Below are 15,334 nucleotides of genomic sequence, written 5' to 3'. Positions count from 1 at the left end.
CTGCCGCACCGCCCAACCACGCCGGGACCGGCCTGCGGGCACGCGGTAGCGTCTTCGCGTGACCGCCGACCAGAACCTCGACGCCGGCCTGCCGATCCGCCTGCTGCACGACCGCGTGCTGGTGCGTACCGAGAACGGCGAGGGGGAACGTCGTTCCACCGCCGGCATCGTGATCCCGGCCACCGCGGCGGTCGGCAAGCGGCTGGCCTGGGCCACCGCCGTGGGCGTCGGCCCGAACGTCCGCTCCATCGTCTCCGGGGACCGGGTGCTCTTCGACCCCGACGACCGCTCCGAGGTCGAGTTGCACGGCCGGGCGTACGTCCTGCTGCGCGAGCGGGACGTGCACGCCGTGGCGGCCGAGCGGGTGGAGAAGGAGCCGACCGGCTCGACCGGCCTCTACCTCTAGGCGCCCGCGTCACGGGCGCCGTTTGCACCGCCGTCCGGCGGGAAGCCCCAGGCACGACAGCGCCCTGGGGAGGGACCATGCCGGTAGTCGTGAAGAAGATACTCGCCTGGGGATTCCTCGCGTTCCTGATCTACTTCATGGCGTTCCGGCCGGACGGCGCGGCCCAACTGTTCAAGGGGATCGGGGCGGCCCTGATGGCCATCGCCCAGGGCCTCGGCGACTTCCTCACCGGCCTGATGACCTGACCCGCGCCAGCCGGGGGCGCCCCGCTCAGGCGTGCGGGCCCCAGGGGGCGGCGGGGCGGTGGCCGTAGCCGCCGGGTGGGCCGTAGGGGTGCGGGAAGGCGGGCGGCGGCGGGGCCAGCACCACCGGGATCGGCACCACCGGCTCGTCCGGGGCCTCGACCGCGCGCCGCGACCCGTCCGGGAAGCGCAGGTGGTAGCGCTGCCCGTCCCAGACACCGACCGGCGCCTGCGGGTCGCGACCGACGAAGAACGACCGGTACGCCCCGATCGCGTCCAGCAGCTCCCGTTCCTCCCGCGCCGTCCGGTCCCGCTCGGCGGGCTTGCGGTCCAGCCCTCGGCGCATCCCGTCGCGCAGCAGCGCCAGCCGGGTGGCGGCGAACTGGTAGCCGCGCATCGCCTTCACGCCGCCGTCGCCGGCCACCCGCCGGGCCCAGGTCCGGGCGGCGTGCCGCCGGCCGAGGCTGCCCAGCGCGGCCACCTCGGGCGGGGTGAGCCAGCCGGCCCGGACGTAGTCCGGCAGGGTGCGCTCGGTGAGCCGCCCCTCCCAGGCGCGCAGCCAGACGGCCAGCCCCACCATGCCGAAGAAGATCGGCACCATCACACCGAGGTAGCCGTAGAGCGCGATCAGCGGCTGCCCGGTGGCGGCGGCCAGCGACGGCAGCAGGTTCCAGGTGCCGTGCAGCATCATGGCGAGCAGCAGGCCGGCGATCGGGGCGAGGAAGCGCACCCGCCGGTCGGCGGTCCGCGCGGCGACCCCCAGCCCCACACCGGTCATCGAGGTGAACAGCGGGTGGGCGAAGCCGAAGAGCAGGATCCGCACGATGAAGATGGCGATCACCTGGCGCGCGCCGGTGGCCGGGCCGTACTCCTCGACGCCGGTGCGGTAGCCGTATCCGCCCAGGTAGAGGATGTTCTCCACCATGGCGAAGCCGACCGCGGAGAGCCCGCAGTAGACCAGGCCGTCGGTGACCCCGGAGAACTCCCGCCGGCGGAAGATCAGCAGCAGCAGCGGGCCGGCGGCCTTGGTCAGCTCCTCGATGAACGGGGCGACCAGCACGGCGGTCAGCGCCGAGGGCAGCCCCCAGTTCTCGAACAGCCGGGCGCCGGTCTCGTTGACCAGCAGCGAGATGGCGGTGGAGACGAACGCGCCCCAGGCGAAGCAGAAGATCAGGTATTTCAGCGGCTCGGGCTCGTAGCGGTCGAGCCAGAGGAAGCAGGAGACCAGCACCGGCACCGGCAGGATGGCCGCGATCACGCCGACCAGCAGGGCCTCCGCGCCGAGGCTCTCGCCCAGCGTGAAGACCATGAAGACCGCGCCGCCGGCGATCAGCAGCACCACCCCGGCCAGCGCCAGGAACCGCCGCCAGCCGAGCCGGCGCAGCGGCATCCGGGGGGCCGGCGACCCCGGCGGGACGGCGGGCGCGGTCGGCGGCGGCGGCAGGGCTCCGCCGGGCGGGGTGACGGCCATGCGGTCAGCGTAGTCACCCGCGACCCACTGGTCCGGTCGCATCGCGGCCGCTATGCTCCGGGACAGGTCACGAGTGCCAGCGCGAAGCCCCGGCTTGCTGGCCGGCAACCCTCGTCGAGTTCGCGGTGGGGTGCCCCGGGTGATGACCGGGCCCAGCCCGAACCGCGTGCTGGGCAAGCGCGGACCCCGTCCCGGTGCCCACCCACCCGGGGTCCCCTGGACCCGGGAGGCTCCGGCATGACCATCACCCTCGCACCCTCGCTGCCCACGCTGACCACCCCGAGCCGGCCGGACCCGCTCGGCGTGCTCGGCGTACCGGGGGAGATCAACCTGGACCACGCGGCCAGCGCGCCGTGCGCGCGGGCCGCGGCCGACGCGGTGGCCGAGCTGCTGCCCTGGTACGCGAGCGTGCACCGGGGCGCCGGCGCGCTCTCGCGGCGCTGCACGCTGGCCTACGAGCGGGCCCGGCAGACGGTCGCCGACTTCCTCGGCGCCCGCCCCGACGACCACGTGATCTTCACCCGGAACACCACCGACGCGCTGAACCTGCTGGCCCGGGCGCTGCCCGCCGGCACCACGGTGGTCACCTTCGCCGGCGAGCACCACGCGAACCTGCTCCCCTGGCCGCGCGGCTCGGTCCGGCTCCCGGTGCCGGACGGCCCGGGCGGCGCGGTCCGCTCCCTCGACGCGGCGCTGGGCGAGCTGGCCCGCGACGCCCGGCCGGGGCTGCCGGTGCTGGTCGCCGTGACCGGCGCGAGCAACGTGACCGGGGAGCGCTGGCCGGTGGCCGAGCTGGCCCGGGTGGCCCGCCGGCACGGCGCCCGGATCCTGGTCGACGCCGCCCAGCTCGCCCCGCACGCCCCGGTGGACCTGGCCGCGCTGGACGTCGACTACCTGGCCCTCTCCGGCCACAAGCTCTACGCGCCGTTCGGCGCGGGCGTGCTGGTCGGCCGGGCGGACTGGCTGGACGCGGCCCCGCCGTACCTGGCCGGCGGCGGGGCCACCAGCCACGTCGGGGCGGGCACCCACGAGGTGCGCTGGGCGACCGGCCCGGCCCGACACGAGGCGGGCACCCCGAACCTGCTCGGCGCGGTGGCCCTGGCCGCGGTCTGCGCGGCGCTGGGCGCCGCCGACCGGGACGCGCTGCACGCCCGCGAGCAGGCGCTGCTGGCCCGGCTCCGGGACGGCATCGCCGCCCTGCCGGACGTGGTGGAGCTTCGCACCTTCGGCCCGGACGCGCCCCGGGTGGGCATCGTCAGCTTCGTGGTCGCCGGCCGGGACTCCGCCGAGGTGGCCGCCCACCTGGCGACCGCGCACCGGATCGGCGTCCGGGACGGCCTGTTCTGCGCCCACCCGCTGGCCCGCCGCCTGCTCACCGAGGCGGCGGCCCGGAGCGGCCGCCGGGACCTGCCCCCCACCGCCCTCCGCGCCAGCCTCGGCCTCGGCACCACCCGGACCGACGTCGACGCCCTCCTGACCGCCCTGGCCGCCCTTCCCTGACCGGCTCAGCCGACCGGGGGTGCGGTGGGGGGTTTGGGGACGGGTTCCTGTTCCGTGGTCTCGCCGGAGCGCTGCTCCCGGTCGCCGAACGACTGACGGACCAGGCGGTTCGCCTCCTCCTGGTCGATGCCGGAGGCCACCAGCAGGTCGCTGGCCGTGGTTCGCACCTGGGCGATCACCACGCTGCCGGAGAACCCCACCCCCTCCGCGTACGCCCGGCCGGCCTCGCTGACCGCGCGCAGCGCGCGCTCGCGGGCCTTCTGCGGCTCCTCCCCGGCGGCGAACTCGTGCCGGAGCAGGCGTACCGACTCGGCCAGGTGGGCGATCGAGTCGGGCATCGTCTCAGGCACCTGTTCCTCGTCCTCGATGATGGTGACCGAGCGGCGGATCAGCGTGCCGCTGTTGCGCATCGCCCGGTCGATCGGATCGGCCGCCTCGGCGTAGTGGGTCAGCTCGTCGCGCCGGTGCCAGCGGGCCGGCGAAATGGTGATGGTCTCCTTGGCGCCCTCGATCGCCTCGCCGAGCGCGGCCAGCTCGTCCTTGTTCTCCCGGAGCCGGAACAGCGCCCGCTGCGCGGCCTCCCGGTCCCGGTTGCGCAGCGCGTCCGCGCAGGTGTCGAGCTGCCCGGCGAGCAGGTCCAGCGCCGGCCGGGCCGCCCGGTTGATCACGCGCAGCGGGTTCAGCGGCAGCAGGATCGCGGTGACCACCAACGCGATGCCGCCGCCGATGAAGGCGTCGATGAAGCGTGGGAACTCCAGGTTCTGGGTGGACGGGCTGAGCGTCACGATCAGCACCGCGGTGGCCGCCGCCTGGATCACGATGGCCACGCTGGCCCCGGCGAAGACGGTGAGCAGGATCGCCGCGGTGACCACCAGGCCGAGTTGCCAGGCACCGGTGCCGAGAAAGTAGATCAGGAGATCCCCGACGAAGACCCCGACCGCGACCCCGATGATCAACTCGACCGTACGCCGGAACCGCTGCCCCACGGAGGCGGCCAGGGTGCCCACCGCGGAGATCGGCGCGAACACCGGCTGCGGGTTGTTCAGCACCACGTGGGAGATCAGGTACGCCAGGCCGGCGGCCAGCCCGGCCTGTAGGGCGAGGCCGAAAGCGGTCCGCACCCGGTGCAGCCGGTCGTGCAGGGTGGCCTTGCTCCGGTGCCGGAGCTGCTCCATGGCCTCGGAGATCCGCGCCCCGTCGACGTCGACCAGTCCCTCGCGTAACGCGGTACGCCGGAAGAACGGCGGTCGTCGGTCCCGGGCCACGGCCATGGCCGGGACTACCCGTCCCGCCCCCGGTGAATCCTCCGGGCCGGCGGGGTCGGGCAGACTGCACCGGGTGGACGAGCTGATCGAACGGTGGCGGGCCGCGGTCCGGGCGGCGGGCGCGACCGACCCGGCCGGCGTCGAGCGGGCCGGGGCGCGGCTGCTGGCCGGCTGGCGGGAGCCGCACCGGCACTACCACACCCCGACCCACCTGCGGGCGGTGCTCGACGTGGTCGACGCGTACGCCGGGTCGGCCCGTCGCCCGGACCTGGTCCGGCTGGCGGCGTGGTGCCACGACGCGGTCTACGACCCGCGGGCCGGCGGCGACGCCAACGAGCGGGCCAGCGCCGAGCTGGCCGGGGACCTGCTCGCCGCAGCCGGGCTGCCGGCGGACGCGGTGACCGAAGTAAGCCGCCTGGTGCTGCTCACCGCCGGCCACGCGGTTGGGCCGGACGACCCGGACGGCGCCCTGCTCTGCGACGCCGACCTGGCGGTCCTGGCCGCCCCGCCGGCCGACTACGACCGCTACGCCGCCGCCGTCCGCCGCGAGTACGCCCACGTCACCGACCCGGCGTTCCGCGCGGGCCGCGCCGCCGTCCTGGCGAACCTGCTGGCCCTGCCCTCCCTCTACCGGCTTCCCGAGCCGCGCTCCCGCTGGGAGATCCGTGCCCGCGCCAACCTCACCCGGGAACTCGCGACCCTGCGCTGACCCCGGCGTCTCGTGCCGCCGGCCGAGCCGGAGCGGGAACCGTGCGGGGCTTGGGCCGGCGCAGGTCGGCGGCGCGGAGGAGGCGGACGATCTCGCGGGAGGGGACGAGCCGGGCGCCCAGCCAGACGGCCATCGGGACGCGTTCGGCGGGGAGGTCGTAGTGGTCCCGGTCGAAGCCGCGCCGGGGCACGCCCAGCGCCTCGGCGAAGGCGTGCAGTTCCGCGTACGAGACGTCGCTGATCAGGTGTGACCAGAGCCGCCCCCGAGAGGGCACCGCGGGCGGGTCCAGGTAGAGCATGGCGACCAACGGTACGCCCGGTTGGTCAACCCCGCCGGCACGACCTAGCCTTCCCGGCATGGCCGCCCATCCCCTCCTCGACGAGCTGCGGACCGCCCTCGGCGACGCCGCCGTGCTGACCGACCCCGACCTGCTGCGGACGCACGAGCGCGACGAGGCCGACCTGTGCGCGGCGGGCACCCCGCTGGTGGTGGTCCGCCCGCGCGACACCGGAGAGGTGGCGGCGGTGGTCCGGGCGGCGGGCCGGCACGGCGTACCCGTGGTGCCGCAGGGGGCGCGGACCGGGCTGGCCGGCGCGGCGAACGCGGTGGACGGCGCGGTGGTGCTGAGCACGGTGGCGATGGACCGGATCCTCGAGGTCGATCCGGTCAGCCGGATCGCCGTGGTGCAGCCCGGCGTGGTCAACGCGAGGCTTGCCGGGGCGGTCCGCGAGCACGGCCTCTGGTACCCGCCGGACCCCGGCTCCTGGGAGTCGTCCACCATCGGCGGCAACGTGGCCACCAACGCCGGCGGCATGTGCTGCGTGAAATACGGGGTGACCACCGAGTACGTGCTCGGGCTGGAGGTGGTGCTCGCCTCCGGCGAGGTGCTGCGCACCGGCCGGCGCACCGCCAAGGGCGTCGCCGGCTACGACCTGACCCGGCTCTTCGTCGGCTCCGAGGGCACCCTCGGCGTGATCACGGAGGTGACCGTGGCGCTGCGCCCGGCGCCCGAGGAGTCGCTGACCCTGGTCGCGGTCTTCCCGACCACGGCGGCGGCCGGCACCGCGGTCGCCGGGATCGCCGCGCGCGGGCTCACCCCGAGCCTGCTGGAACTGCTGGACCGGACCCACCTGGGTGCCATCGAGGCGTACCGGCCGATGGGGCTGCGCACCGACGCGCAGGCGCTGCTGCTCGCGGCCGTGGACACCGGCTCCCGGGCGGCCGACGACCTGGCCCGGCTCGCCGAGGTGTGCACGGCGGCCGGGGCCGACGAGGTCTACGCGGCCACCGACGCGGCCGAGGCGGCCGCCCTGCTCCAGGCCCGGCGGCTGGCCCACCCGGCGATGGAGAAGTTCGCCGCCGACGCCTTCCCCGGCGGCAACGGCGGCCTGGTCATCGACGACGTGGCGGTGCCGCGGGGCGCGCTGGCCGCGCTGCTGGACGGGGTGGCCCGGATCGCCGAGGAGTGCGGGGTGCCGATCGGCGTGGTCGGGCACGCCGGCGACGGCAACATGCACCCGAACATCGTGGTCGACCGGGCCGACCCGGCCAGCCTGGCCCGGGGACGGCGGGCCTTCGACGAGATCATGCGGCTCGGGCTGGAACTCGGCGGCACCTGCACCGGCGAGCACGGCGTCGGCCTGCTCAAGCGGGACTGGCTGGCCCGGGAGATCGGCCCGGTGGGCGTCCGGGTGCACCAGGCGATCAAGGCCGCGCTGGACCCGGCGGGGCTGTTCAACCCCGGGAAGGTGTGCTGAGGACTCAGCTCTTGTCCTCGGCCGGGGTGGCCTGGGTGATCAGCAGCAGGACCTGGTAGGCCACCGGGGGCTTCGGCTCGCCCGGGCAGTCCTGCGTGGTGATGGTCAGCCCCGGCGGGATCAGCAGCGTCGAGGTCAGCGCGTCGATGCAGCCCTGCTTGTAGTGCCGGGCCTCGTCGGTCTCCTTCGCCAGGGCCGGGTCGGCGAGCATCTGCTGCAACCGCTGCGTCTGCTCGGGGGTCAGTGCCCCGGTCGAGTCGACCCCGTCGCCCGCGCAGTCGCGGCACTGCCACCGCCCGGTGCGGTCGACCTCCAGCGTGCGCGCCGGGCCGTCCGCGCCGAGCTGCTGCACCAGCGAGACCCGTCGCCCGTCCGGCGTCGGCGAGGCGGTCACCGCCCCGCCCGGCGTGGTGGCGCCCTCGGCCGGATCGAAGAACGAGCAGCCGCTCAGGGCGATCGCCAGCAGGACGCCGACGGACAAAGCACGGACGCGCGACCAGGATGGGCGAACCACGCCGCGAAACCTACACTTCCGTAGGTAAGGCCGGTACCCTCCGGACCGACGTTACCGACGGGTCACCGGGAAGACGACGGAAGCTCGGCGCTGTCGCCGTCGGCACCCCGGTCCGCCGCGAAACCACGGACGTCCGGCGCGCCCAGCCGGGCCGCGTCGGCCGCCACGTCGTCCGCCATCAGCTGCGACTGCCGCTCGGCCTCCACCCGGGCCCGGTAGTGGGCCAGTTCGCGGGCGCGGGTCGCCTCGTCCCAGCCGAGCACCGCACCCATCAGCTCGGCGGCGTGCTCCGCCGACTCCAGACCGCGGTGGCTGGTCTCGATGGAGATCCGGGTGCGCCGGGTCAGCACGTCCTCCAGGTGCAGCGCCCCCTCGGCACGGGCCGCGTAGGTCACCTCGGCGGCCAGGTATTCCGGTGCGCCGGCCAGCGGGGAGCCGAGCAGCGGGTCGGCGTCGACCAGGGCGAGCAGGTCGAGGGTGAGCGTGCCGTAGCGCTCCAGCAGGTGCTCGACGACCCCGACCGGCACCTTGTGCCGGCGGGCCAGGTCGGCCCGGTCCCGCCACATGGCCGCGTACCCGTCGGCGCCGAGCAGCGGCAGGTCGGCCGTGCGCGACGGCCGGGTCCAGCCGAGCCGGTGCACCGCCCGGTCGACCACGTCCGACGCCATCACCCGGTAGGTCGTGTACTTGCCGCCGGCCACCAGGAGCAGCCCGAGCATCGGCTCGACGACCGCGTGCTCCCGGGAGAGCTTGGAGGTGGAATCCGCCTCGCCGGCCAGCAGCGGGCGAAGCCCGGCGTAGACGCCCTCGATGTCGTTCGTGGTGAGCGGGCGGTCCAGCACCGTGTTGACCTGCTCCAGCAGGTAGTCGATGTCCTTGGCGGTGGCCGCCGGGTGGGACCGGTCGAGCCGCCAGTCGGTGTCCGTGGTGCCGATGATCCAGTGCCCGCCCCACGGGATGACGAAGAGCACGCTGCTGGCGGTACGCAGGATCAGCCCGGCCTCGCCGGTGATCGCCGAGCGGGGCACCACGAGGTGCACGCCCTTGGAGGCCCGGACCCGGAAGCCGGGGCGCAGCCCGACGTCGTTGAGCATCCGCGACATGTCGTCGCTCCACACGCCGGTCGCGGCGATCACCGTGCGGGCGCGTACCTCGAACTCGGCGTCCGGCGAGCCGGCGGGGGCCTCCAGGTCGCGGACCCGGACCCCGGTGACCTCCCGGGCCTGCCGGATCAGACCGACCGCCCGGGCACTGGTCACCACGGTCGCGCCGAGGCTGGCCGCGGTGCGGGCCAGGGTCACCACCAGTCGGGCGTCGTCGACCTGCCCGTCGTAGTAGCGGATCGCGCCGGCCAGCTTGTCCGGCCGCAGGCTCGGGAAGACCCGGCGGGCGCCCTCCCGGCTCAGGTGCCGGTGCAGCGGCATGCCGCGCCCGCCGCCGAACACCCCGGCGAAGACGTCGTAGGCGGCCACCCCGGCGCCGTAGTAGGAGCGGCGGAAGAACCGGCGGGGCAGGTCGCGCACTCCGCCCTCGGCGGGGAGCGGGACCATGATCGGCACCGGGCGCACCAGGTGCGGGGCGAGCCGGGTGGCGAGCAGCCCCCGCTCGGTCAGCGCCTCGTGCACCAGGTGGAACTCCAGCTGCTCCAGGTAGCGCAGGCCGCCGTGGATCAGCTTGCTGGACCGGCTGGAGGTGCCGGCGGCGTAGTCGCGCGCCTCCACCAGGGCCACCTTCAGGCCGCGGGACGCGGCGTCGAGCGCGGCGCCCGCCCCGGTCACGCCACCGCCGATGACCAGCACGTCGAACCGCTCGGCGCGGAGTCGGCGCAGGTCGTCGGCGCGGCGCTCGACGGAGAGCTGGCCGGCCGCGGATCGGGACACGTTGGGGTCGCGCACCCGTCCACCGTAACCGTCGCCCGCCTCCGGCGGCACGCACCCGCCGGGCCGTACGGTGAGGGCCATGCAGGTCGGCCCGCCCACCGCTCCCGTCCCCCCGCCCCATCCCGCCCGCCGCGGCACCGGGCCGTGGCCGGTGGTCGCCGCGGCGGTCACCGGCGTCTGGGCCGTGCTGGTCACGGTGCCGGCCCAGCTCGTCGGCTGGGTGGTCGACCTGCTGGTGCTGGTCGCCGGCCTGGACCGCACGCTGGCCGTCTGGCCGGTGGTCGCGCTGGTCACCGTGCTGCTGGTGGGCGCGCCCACGCTGGCGCTCGCGCTGCTCCCCCGTTCTCCCGCGATCCGGGCGATCGGCCGCGCCTGGCTGGCCGGCACGCTCGCGCTCGGCGCGCTGACCCTGCTCCGGGCGCTGCCGCCGGTGCACCACGAGGCGTACCTGGCCGCGCTGGCGGCGACCGCCGCGCTGCTCGCCCTGGCCCTCGACCGGCTCGCCCGCCGTCGCCCGCCCGCCGCGCCGGCTCCGGGCGGCACGCCGGCTGCGGGCGGTGCGGCGGGCGGTCGGGGCGACGTCGGGGTCGGCGCCGGCGGCCGGGGTGGGCGGTTCGGGCCGGTGACGCTGCTCGCGGTGGCCGGCGGGCTGGCGTCGCTGCTGCCCTGGGTCTGGGTGGGCGCGCTGGGCGGCGCGCTGGAGACCCTGCTCGCCGCGCTGGCCGCCGCCGCGCTCGGCGCGCTCGCCGGGGTGCTCCTCGGCCCCGCGTTCTGGGCCGCGTTCGCGGTCGGCGCACCGCCCCGGCCGGCCCGGCTGGTGCTGGTCGGCGGGCTGGTCGCCGGGGTCACCCTGGCGCTGCTGGGCGCCGGGGCCGGCCAGTCCGGGGCGCACCTGCCGGCGCTGCTCCTGCTGCCCCCGCTCGGCTTCGTGCTGGGCGCGCTGGAGGCCGCGGCCCGGCACGCCGGCCGGCCGGCCGGGCGCGCGCCGGTGCGCTGGCTGGTCGGCCTCGCGCTGCTCGGGCCGCTGGCGTTCACCGACCCGGAGGAGGTCACCGTCCTGCTGGCGACCACCCGCGACGTCCCGTTCTGGGTCACGGTCGCGACCGGCGCCGCGTTCGCCGTCGCGGTCCTGCTCGCCGTCGGGTACGGCGTGCTGCTCGCCCGGCCCCGCGCCGGCGCGCCCCGGCGCGGCCTGGCCGGGCTGGCCGCCGCGGCCCTGCTCGCCGCCGTGGTCGTGGTGTACGCCGTTCCCGGTCAGCCCGGCCTGCACGGGGAGCGGCTGCTGGTGGTGCTCCGCGAGCAGGCCGACCTGACCGGCATTCCCGCCGGCGCGCCCGGTCGGGCCGGCCGGGACGCCCGGGCGGCCGAGGTCTACCGGCGGCTGGTGGCCACGGCCGAGCGGACCCAGGGCGACCTGCGCCGCGAACTGACCGGCCTGCGCCTGCACCCGACGCCGTACTACCTGGTCAACGCCATCGAGACGGACGGCGGGCCGGCGGCCCGGGCCTGGCTCGCCGGCCGCCCGGAGGTGGCCCGGGTGCTGGTGAGCCAGCGGCTGCGCCCGCTGCCCGCGGCGGCGCCCCCGACCCGGGGCGACGTGCCGGCGCCCGCCGGCCCGGCCTGGAACGTCTCGCTGATCGGCGCGGACCGGGTCTGGTCGGAGCTGGGCGTGACCGGCGCCGGCGTGGTGGTGGGCAGCTCGGACTCCGGGGTGGACGGCCGGCACCCGGCGCTGGCCGCCGGCTTCCGGGGCGGCGACGACTCCTGGTACGACCCCTGGGAGCACCGCCGGACGCCGGCCGACCGGGGCGGCCACGGCACCCACACGGTGGGCAGCGCGGTGGGGCGGAACGGGATCGGGGTGGCCCCCGGCGCGAGCTGGGTCGGCTGCGTCAACCTGGACCGCAACCTGGGCAGCCCGGCGCGCTATCTCGACTGCCTGCAGTTCATGCTGGCCCCGTTCCCGCCCGGCGGGGATCCGCTCACCGACGGGCGGCCGCACCGGGCGCCGGACGTGCTGACCAACTCGTGGGGCTGCCCGCCGGTGGAGGGCTGCGACCCGGGTGCGCTGCGACCGGCGACCGCCGCGCTGGCCGCGGCCGGCATCCTCGTGGTGGCCGCCGCCGGCAACACCGGCCCGTACTGCGGCTCGATCGCCGACCCGCCGGCGCCGTACCCGGACGTGCTCACGGTCGGGGCGGTCGACCGGGCCCGCCGACTGACCCGGTTCTCCAGCCGGGGGCCGGCGGCCGGGGGCGCCGCCAAGCCGGACCTGGTCGCGCCCGGCGCCGGGGTGCCGTCGGCGTACCCGGGGGGCGGTTACGCCACCCTGGACGGCACCTCGATGGCGACTCCGCAGGTGGCCGGGGTGGTGGCGCTCATGTGGTCGGCCAACCCGGCGCTGGTCGGCGACCTGGACCGGACCCGGCGCATCCTGACCGAGACGGCCACCCCGGCCGGGCTGCCCGCCGACGCGCCCTGCGGCGGCGCCCGGGACCTGGTCGGCGCCGGCCTGGTCGATGCGTACGCGGCGGTCCGCGCCGCGCGGGCCGTGGACCTCGGTTAACAACCCTGTCCATTGGCCAGCGGATGGCCTAGGGTCGGCGTCCATGGACGTGGAGATCATCGAGCTGGGGCCCGAGCGCCTGCCCGAGGTCGTCGACCTCTGCCGGCGTGCCCTCGACCTGCCGGAGGACGCCGCCGAGGCGCCCGCGATCGTCGCCACCCTGGCCGACCGCGCGGAGGCCGACCGGACGGTGCTGCGACTCGGTGCCGCCCGCGGCGGCGCGCTGGTCGGGGTGCTGGTCGGCTCGCTGTCCGCGCGGGAGCCGCGGCTCGGTCACGTCGACCTGCTGGCGGTGGCACCGGAGGAGCGCCGCCAGGGCATCGGCGGGTCCCTGCTGGCCGAGGCCGAGGCCCGGCTCGCCGGGCTCGGCGCGGCCGAACTGCTGCTGGCCGGGAACCCACCGCACTACGCCTGGCCGGGCATCGACGTGCGCTACACGCCGGCGGTCTGCGCCGCGCTGCGGCTCGGCTACCGGCAGGACCGGACGGCCTGGAACATGACCGCCGACCTGACCGGGGGCTCGGCGGCGCTGCGCTCGACCGAGGCCGCCGAGCAGCGGCTGGCCGGGCGAGGGGTGACGGTACGCCGGGCCGAGCCGGCGGACCTGCCGGCGCTGTCCGAATTCGCCCGGGCCACCTTCGGCGGCGCCTGGGACGGCGAGCTGGCCGGCTCGGTGGGGCGGCCGGACGCGGGCGCGCACCTGGCCGAGCGGGACGGCGAGATCCTCGGTTTCGCCGCCTACGGGTCGTCGCGGCCGAGCTGGTTCGGGCCGATGGGGACCGCCCCGGCGGCCGAGGGCTCGGGCATCGGCGGGGTGCTGCTCCGGCGCTGCCTGCGCGACCAGGCGGAAGCCGGGATCGAGGCGGCGCAGATCGGCTGGGTGGGCCCGGTGCCGTTCTACTCGGGGGCGGCCGGCGCGCGGATCGAGCGGGTGTTCTTCCTGTATCGAAAAGCACTTAACGGACAGAAGTAGCTAAAGTTACATAGACGCTAATAATGCCGTTCGGCCTCCTCGGCCATCGACCGGCCCCTACGGTCGGGAATTAGAGGAGGCGGGCATGACCACGGACGACGAACGGACCGACGACCAGCCGGCGAGCTGGCGTCCGGTCGGCGAGCTTCCCGGGCAGCTGCCGTTCGACCGGCTCGACTTCGGCGACGCCGAGCAACTCGCGGAGATGGCCGGGGCCGACGGGGCGTCCACCGACGAACCGCTGCAACTGGTGGACGAACCGATCCGGCTCACACCGCCCTACGACCGGGCACACAAGCGGCGCAACCAACGTCGACTGCCGACCTGAGACAGACGGAAAGGGGGCGGACCGCTGACGCGGCCCGCCCCCTTTCGGCGTGCTGGTGGAGCTGGACTCAGAAGTCCATCTCCCCGCCACCCGGGCCAGCCGGGGCGGCCGGGGTCTTCTCCGGCTTGTCCGCCACGACGGCCTCGGTGGTGAGGAACAGCGCGGCGATCGAGGCGGCGTTCTGCAGCGCGGAACGCGTCACCTTGGCCGGGTCGATGATGCCCGCGGCCAGCAGGTCCACGTACTCGCCGGTCGCGGCGTTGAGGCCGTGACCCGGGTCGAGGTTGCGGACCCGCTCGACGACGACGCCACCCTCGAGGCCGGCGTTGACGGCGATCTGCCGCAGCGGGGCGTCCAGCGCGATCTTGACGATCTGCGCGCCGGTCGCCTCGTCGCCGGCCAGGTCCAGCTTGTCGAAGGCGGTCTTGCCGGCCTGCACCAGCGCGACGCCACCACCCGGGACGATGCCCTCCTCGACGGCGGCCTTCGCGTTGCGGACGGCGTCCTCGATGCGGTGCTTGCGCTCCTTCAGCTCGACCTCGGTGGCCGCGCCGACCTTGATCACCGCAACACCGCCGGCCAGCTTGGCCAGGCGCTCCTGCAGCTTCTCGCGGTCGTAGTCGGAGTCGCTCTTCTCGATCTCGGCCCGGATCTGGTTGACCCGGCCCTGGATCTGGTCGGCGTCGCCGGCACCGTCGACGATGGTGGTCTCGTCCTTGGTCACCACGACCTTGCGGGCGCGGCCCAGCATGTCGAGGCTGACGGCGTCGAGCTTGAGGCCGACCTCCTCGCTGATGACCTGACCACCGGTGAGGATGGCGATGTCGGCCAGCATGGCCTTGCGGCGGTCACCGAAGCCCGGCGCCTTGACGGCGACCGACTTGAAGGTGCCGCGGACCTTGTTGACCACCAGGGTGGCCAGGGCCTCGCCCTCGATGTCCTCGGAGATGATCAGCAGCGGCTTGCCCGACTGCATGACCTTCTCGAGGATCGGGAGCAGGTCCTTCACCGACGAGATCTTGCTGTTGACGATCAGGAGGTAGGGGTCGTCGAAGACGGCCTCCATACGCTCCGGGTCGGTCATGAAGTAGGCGGAGATGTAGCCCTTGTCGAAGCGCATGCCCTCGGTGAGCTCGAGCTCGAGGCCGAAGGTGTTGCTCTCCTCGACGGTGATGACGCCTTCCTTGCCGACCTTGTCCATCGCCTCGGCGATGATCTCGCCGACGCTGGGGTCGGCGGCGGAGATGGAGGCGGTGGAGGCGATCTGCTCCTTGGTCTCCACGTCCTTGGCGAGCTTCAGCAGCTCCTCCGAGACGTTGGCCACGGCGGCCTCGATGCCCCGCTTCAGGGCCATCGGGTTGGCGCCGGCGGCCACGTTGCGCAGACCCTCACGAACCAGGGCCTGGGCCAGGACGGTCGCCGTCGTCGTGCCGTCACCGGCCACGTCGTCGGTCTTCTTCGCGACCTCCTTGACCAGCTCGGCGCCGATCTTCTCGTAGGGGTCCTCGAGCTCGATCTCCTTGGCGATGCTCACACCATCGTTGGTGATGGTGGGGGCACCCCACTTCTTCTCGAGCACGACGTTGCGGCCCTTGGGGCCGAGGGTCACCTTCACGGCGTCGGCGAGCTGGTTCATGCCCCGCTCGAGGCCGCGGCGCGCCTCTTCGTCGAACGCGATCATCTTGGCCATACGGCGTTGTCCTCCTGGACACTCACGGGCCAC

General features: G+C 75.5%; 14 protein-coding genes and 1 riboswitch. Of the genes, 8 read left to right on the top strand and 6 right to left on the bottom strand.

Annotation, left to right across the window (positions count from 1 at the left end; all coding sequences use genetic code 11):
• Window positions 1-58: 58 nt before the first annotated feature.
• Both ABZV78_RS05580 and ABZV78_RS05575 read left to right on the top strand, forming a co-directional pair.
• The gene (locus ABZV78_RS05580; RefSeq protein ID WP_355635584.1) at window positions 59-406 is read left to right on the top strand and encodes a co-chaperone GroES; all 348 of its coding nucleotides are present in this window, start codon (window positions 59-61) and stop codon (window positions 404-406) included.
• Between the two features lie 77 nt (window positions 407-483).
• The gene (locus ABZV78_RS05575; protein WP_355635582.1) at window positions 484-651 is read left to right on the top strand and encodes a hypothetical protein; all 168 of its coding nucleotides are present in this window, start codon (window positions 484-486) and stop codon (window positions 649-651) included.
• Between the two features lie 25 nt (window positions 652-676).
• On the opposite strand, the gene ABZV78_RS05570 is transcribed toward ABZV78_RS05575, so the two are convergent.
• A complete protein-coding gene (locus ABZV78_RS05570) occupies window positions 677-2,161 on the bottom strand; it encodes a PrsW family intramembrane metalloprotease (RefSeq protein WP_355635580.1) in 1,485 nt (494 codons plus the stop codon).
• A 23-nt stretch (window positions 2,162-2,184) separates the two neighbouring features.
• Window positions 2,185-2,305: riboswitch (SAM riboswitch) on the top strand.
• A 51-nt stretch (window positions 2,306-2,356) separates the two neighbouring features.
• Here ABZV78_RS05570 and ABZV78_RS05565 point away from each other — a divergent pair.
• Window positions 2,357-3,619: an aminotransferase class V-fold PLP-dependent enzyme gene (locus ABZV78_RS05565; RefSeq protein WP_355635578.1), complete on the top strand. Its 1,263-nt coding sequence runs from the start codon at window positions 2,357-2,359 to the stop codon at window positions 3,617-3,619.
• Between the two features lie 5 nt (window positions 3,620-3,624).
• Here the strand turns inward: ABZV78_RS05565 and ABZV78_RS05560 are convergent, their stop codons facing one another.
• Window positions 3,625-4,884 (bottom strand): FUSC family protein, encoded by a 1,260-nt coding sequence (locus ABZV78_RS05560; RefSeq protein WP_355635697.1) that lies wholly within the window; start codon window positions 4,882-4,884, stop codon window positions 3,625-3,627.
• Window positions 4,885-4,957: 73 nt separating this feature from the next.
• Between ABZV78_RS05560 and ABZV78_RS05555 the strand changes: the two genes are divergently transcribed.
• Window positions 4,958-5,593 carry a metal-dependent phosphohydrolase gene (locus tag ABZV78_RS05555; protein WP_355635576.1) on the top strand — a complete coding sequence of 212 codons (636 nt, stop codon included), beginning with the start codon at window positions 4,958-4,960 and terminating at the stop codon, window positions 5,591-5,593.
• Here the strand turns inward: ABZV78_RS05555 and ABZV78_RS05550 are convergent.
• On the bottom strand, window positions 5,565-5,891 hold the full coding sequence (locus tag ABZV78_RS05550; RefSeq protein WP_355635574.1) for a DUF4031 domain-containing protein: 327 nt from the start codon (window positions 5,889-5,891) through the stop codon (window positions 5,565-5,567). The genes ABZV78_RS05555 and ABZV78_RS05550 overlap by 29 nt on opposite strands.
• Window positions 5,892-5,949: 58 nt before the next feature.
• On the opposite strand from ABZV78_RS05550, the gene ABZV78_RS05545 reads away from it, so the two are divergent.
• Window positions 5,950-7,350 carry an FAD-linked oxidase C-terminal domain-containing protein gene (locus ABZV78_RS05545; protein WP_355635572.1) on the top strand — a complete coding sequence of 467 codons (1,401 nt, stop codon included), beginning with the start codon at window positions 5,950-5,952 and terminating at the stop codon, window positions 7,348-7,350.
• Window positions 7,351-7,354: 4 nt separating this feature from the next.
• Here the strand turns inward: ABZV78_RS05545 and ABZV78_RS05540 are convergent, their stop codons facing one another.
• Complete coding sequence (locus tag ABZV78_RS05540; RefSeq protein WP_355635570.1) at window positions 7,355-7,831, bottom strand: hypothetical protein; 477 nt, start codon at window positions 7,829-7,831, stop codon at window positions 7,355-7,357.
• 95 nt (window positions 7,832-7,926) lie between these two features.
• On the bottom strand, window positions 7,927-9,744 hold the full coding sequence (locus ABZV78_RS05535) for a glycerol-3-phosphate dehydrogenase/oxidase (RefSeq protein ID WP_355635695.1): 1,818 nt from the start codon (window positions 9,742-9,744) through the stop codon (window positions 7,927-7,929).
• A gap of 79 nt (window positions 9,745-9,823) precedes the next feature.
• On the opposite strand from ABZV78_RS05535, the gene ABZV78_RS05530 reads away from it, so the two are divergent.
• The 3 genes from ABZV78_RS05530 (at window position 9,824) to ABZV78_RS05520 (ending at window position 13,611) form a co-directional block, all read left to right on the top strand.
• Complete coding sequence (locus ABZV78_RS05530; RefSeq protein ID WP_355635568.1) at window positions 9,824-12,310, top strand: S8 family serine peptidase; 2,487 nt, start codon at window positions 9,824-9,826, stop codon at window positions 12,308-12,310.
• A gap of 43 nt (window positions 12,311-12,353) precedes the next feature.
• Window positions 12,354-13,283, top strand: coding sequence for a GNAT family N-acetyltransferase (locus ABZV78_RS05525; protein WP_355635566.1), 930 nt, complete (start codon window positions 12,354-12,356; stop codon window positions 13,281-13,283).
• Window positions 13,284-13,368: 85 nt separating this feature from the next.
• Window positions 13,369-13,611 (top strand): hypothetical protein, encoded by a 243-nt coding sequence (locus ABZV78_RS05520; protein ID WP_355635565.1) that lies wholly within the window; start codon window positions 13,369-13,371, stop codon window positions 13,609-13,611.
• A gap of 67 nt (window positions 13,612-13,678) precedes the next feature.
• Here the strand turns inward: ABZV78_RS05520 and groL are convergent, their stop codons facing one another.
• The gene (groL, locus tag ABZV78_RS05515; protein ID WP_091317388.1) at window positions 13,679-15,301 is read right to left on the bottom strand and encodes a chaperonin GroEL; all 1,623 of its coding nucleotides are present in this window, start codon (window positions 15,299-15,301) and stop codon (window positions 13,679-13,681) included.
• Window positions 15,302-15,334: the final 33 nt, after the last annotated feature.

Source organism: Micromonospora sp. NPDC004540 (assembly GCF_040610095.1).
GTDB lineage: Bacteria > Actinomycetota > Actinomycetes > Mycobacteriales > Micromonosporaceae > Micromonospora.
The sequence above is the reverse complement of the archived record's forward strand: the minus strand, read 5'-3'. Positions and strand labels throughout refer to the sequence as shown.